Source organism: Paracoccus sp. M683 (genome assembly GCF_007096355.1).
Classification (GTDB): Bacteria; Pseudomonadota; Alphaproteobacteria; order Rhodobacterales; family Rhodobacteraceae; genus Paracoccus.
The window spans coordinates 1-3,010 of sequence record NZ_VKDF01000049.1 but is presented as its reverse complement, the minus strand read 5'-3'; the positions used below and the strand labels follow the sequence as shown (position 1 = coordinate 3,010).

1 protein-coding gene and 2 pseudogenes are annotated in these 3,010 nt (G+C 62.5%); all 3 read right to left on the bottom strand.

Translation table 11 applies throughout. The features are described from left to right. Positions 1-267: 267 nt before the first annotated feature. Positions 268-663 (bottom strand): annotated as a pseudogene (locus FNJ84_RS21685) (transposase); the annotation flags it as partial. Between the two features lie 59 nt (positions 664-722). After that, positions 723-1,919, bottom strand: a complete 1,197-nt coding sequence (locus tag FNJ84_RS21680) for an IS256 family transposase (protein ID WP_143795268.1) — start codon at positions 1,917-1,919, stop codon at positions 723-725. Between the two features lie 295 nt (positions 1,920-2,214). Beyond that, positions 2,215-2,934 (bottom strand): annotated as a pseudogene (locus FNJ84_RS21670) (IS110 family transposase); the annotation flags it as partial. Positions 2,935-3,010 lie beyond the last annotated feature (76 nt).

Genomic DNA, 3,010 nt, shown 5'->3' with positions numbered 1-3,010 from the left:
GATTTGTGCAACATGTATAACCGCCCCTTGCGCAAGAGGGTATTTGGGATCTTTTTGGCGCGTAGTCGGGTGCTGACATGTATCCGGCCTTTGATGCGGCCATCTCATGCCGCGGGCCACTATGGTGTTCGCAGATCAGGTCCAAATCAAAGCCGCGTGCTCGATGGCACGTGTTGCACAACTGGTTTTCCTGATCCTGTCTCACGACCGTTTCGCCAAAGGTCTCCTTGCCCTCTTCCGCTCCGACGTCTCGCGGCTTTTGACGACTTACATCGTCGGTGCCGGAGCCTTGTAAACACCACCGCGGGCCATCAGGGCCCATACGATCCGCGCCATCTTGTTTGCCAGTGCGACCCGCACCAGCATAGTTGGCTTACGGCCGACCATGTCGCTCAGCCATGTTCCGTGCTTTGCGCCAGCATGCACATTCCGTTTGATGATTACGCTGTTGGCGCCGATGATCAGCAAGCGTCGCAGCGATCTCTCACCCATCTTCGTTGTAGCCCCCAGCCGCTGCTTACCACCTGTCGAGTGTTGTCGGGGCACGAGGCCTAACCATGCGGCAAAATCCCGGCCTTTGTGGAAGGTCTCGGCTGCTGGCGCCAGTGTTGCAAAGGCCGTGGCGATCAGTGGCCCGATGCCAGGGATCGTCATCAGCCGCCTGGGATAGTGTCCCACGCCGTGGTGTAGGAGCGCCGACCTTCGGAGAGGTCAGGGCCTGATCAGGTAGCCACGGCGGGCAGCCTGACGGTTGGATTTTCGGTCACGCGGCCAAGCGTTTCAAGCGACATGTAGCGCCTGGCGACCGCCCATTCGTCGTTGGTCTCGAGCATCAGCGCGCCGACGAGGCGGATGATGGCCTCGTCGTTGGGGAAGATGCCGATGACGTCGGCGCGCCGCTTCACCTCGCGGTTCACCCGCTCCAGCGGGTTCGTGCTGGCGATCTGGGTCCAGTGCTCGCGTGGGAAGGACATGTAGGCCAGCACGTCGTCACGGGAGGCATCCATCAGGGCCCCGAGCTTGGGCTGCTTTTCGCGGAGCGCGTCGGCCACGATCTCCCACTGGGCTTCAGCCTCGGCCCGGGTCTCCTGTGCGAAGATCGTCTTCAGCATCGCCGCCACGGCGGTGCGCTGCTTGGCCGGAGCGTGAGCCAGGGCGTTGCGCATCCAGTGAATGCGGCACCTCTGGTGGGTGGCGTTGAAGACCCGACGTGCCGCAGCCCGCAGGCCCTTGTGGTCGTCGGCGATCACCAGCTTCACGCCGCGCAGGCCCCGGTCGGCCAGGGACCGTAGGAACTCGGTCCAGAAGGTCTCGGCTTCGGATGGCCCGGTGGCGACACCCAGAACCTCGCGCTTGCCGTCCTCGTTGACCGCCACCGCAATTATCACCGCCTTGCTGATGATGCGCCCGCCTTCCCGGACCTTGAGGTATGTGGCGTCCAGCCAGAGATAGGGCCACGCGCCCTCCAGAGGCCGGGAGAGGAAGGCGTTCACTCGTTCGTCGATCTCGGCGCAGAGGCGACTGACCTGGCTCTTCGACATGCCGCCCGCGCCCATGGCCTTGACCAGATCGTCGACCGAGCGCGTCGAGACACCATGGACGTAGGCCTCCTGGATGACGGCCACCAAGGCCTTCTCCGCCGTGCGGCGCGGCTCCAGGAAGCTGGGGAAATAGCTGCCCTTGCGCAGCTTGGGGATCTCCAGCGCGATCCGCCCGGCCCGGGTATCCCAGTCGCGGTCACGGTATCCGTTGCGCTGAACCTCCCGCATCGGCGTTCGTGCACCCTTGGCTGCACCCGTCCGGGCCTCGATCTCGGCTTCCATGATCCGTTCGGCCGCAAAGGCCAGCATCTCGCGCACAAGATCGCCGTCGGCCTGCTTCTCAACCAGCTCGATCAGCGCCATTCTCTCTTCGGTCATCGTCGTCTCCGTTGTCGGTTTCAGGTCTCGCAACCCAAACCTTCTCCGAAGATCGGCGATAGCCGCCAGCGTCACCCGCGGCCGCGCGCTGCGCTACGCCGAAGGCTCCGCGCGCGGCCTCCTACACCACCACCCGGGACACTGCCGCCGCCTGGCCAGATCATCTTCTTTGGCACGGCGCGCGATCTCTGCATCAAGCTTTGTGATCTCTGCCTCCAGATGGCGAAGTGAGAGGATCAGAACCTGCAGGGTCGCCATTGCCTCGGAAGGCAGCCCGCAAGTCTGATCCTCNGCCTTTGTGGAAGGTCTCGGCTGCTGGCGCCAGTGTTGCAAAGGCCGTGGCGATCAGTGGCCCGATGCCAGGGATCGTCATCAGCCGCCTGGCCAGATCATCTTCTTTGGCACGGCGCGCGATCTCTGCATCAAGCTTTGTGATCTCTGCCTCCAGATGGCGAAGTGAGAGGATCAGAACCTGCAGGGTCGCCATTGCCTCGGAAGGCAGCCCGCAAGTCTGATCCTCGACGATCCTGATCAGCTTCTGGACGTTGGATGGGCCCTGCGGCACGACCTGACCGAATTCCGTTAGGTGACCACGAAACGCGTTGATGAGCTGGGTGCGCTGACGGATCAGCACTTCGCGGACCCGAAAGACCATGGCTGAGCCCTGGGTCTTTTCGCTCTTCACCGGCACGAAGCGCATCGTCGGCCTTTGGGCCGCTTCGCAAATCGCTTCGGCATCGGCGGCATCATTTTTTTGCCGCTTCACGAAGGGCTTCACATAGGCCGGCGGGATCAGCCGCACGTCATGGCCTAGCTTGCCTATCTCACGCCCCCAGAAATGCGCGCCACCACAAGCTTCCATGGCGACAACACAAGATGGGAGCGTTGAGAAAAAGGCCAGAACCTGATCGCGCCGCAGCTTCTTGCGCAGAACAGCCTTTCCAGATTGATCGGCACCATGAAGCTGGAACACATTCTTTGCCAGATCCAGGCCGATTGTAGTAATCTCCGACATGACCGCCTCCCTAATGGATTGTGACGATCCCACCATGGCACATCGATGCCGTCGGGGGGCGGTTACATCATCAGAG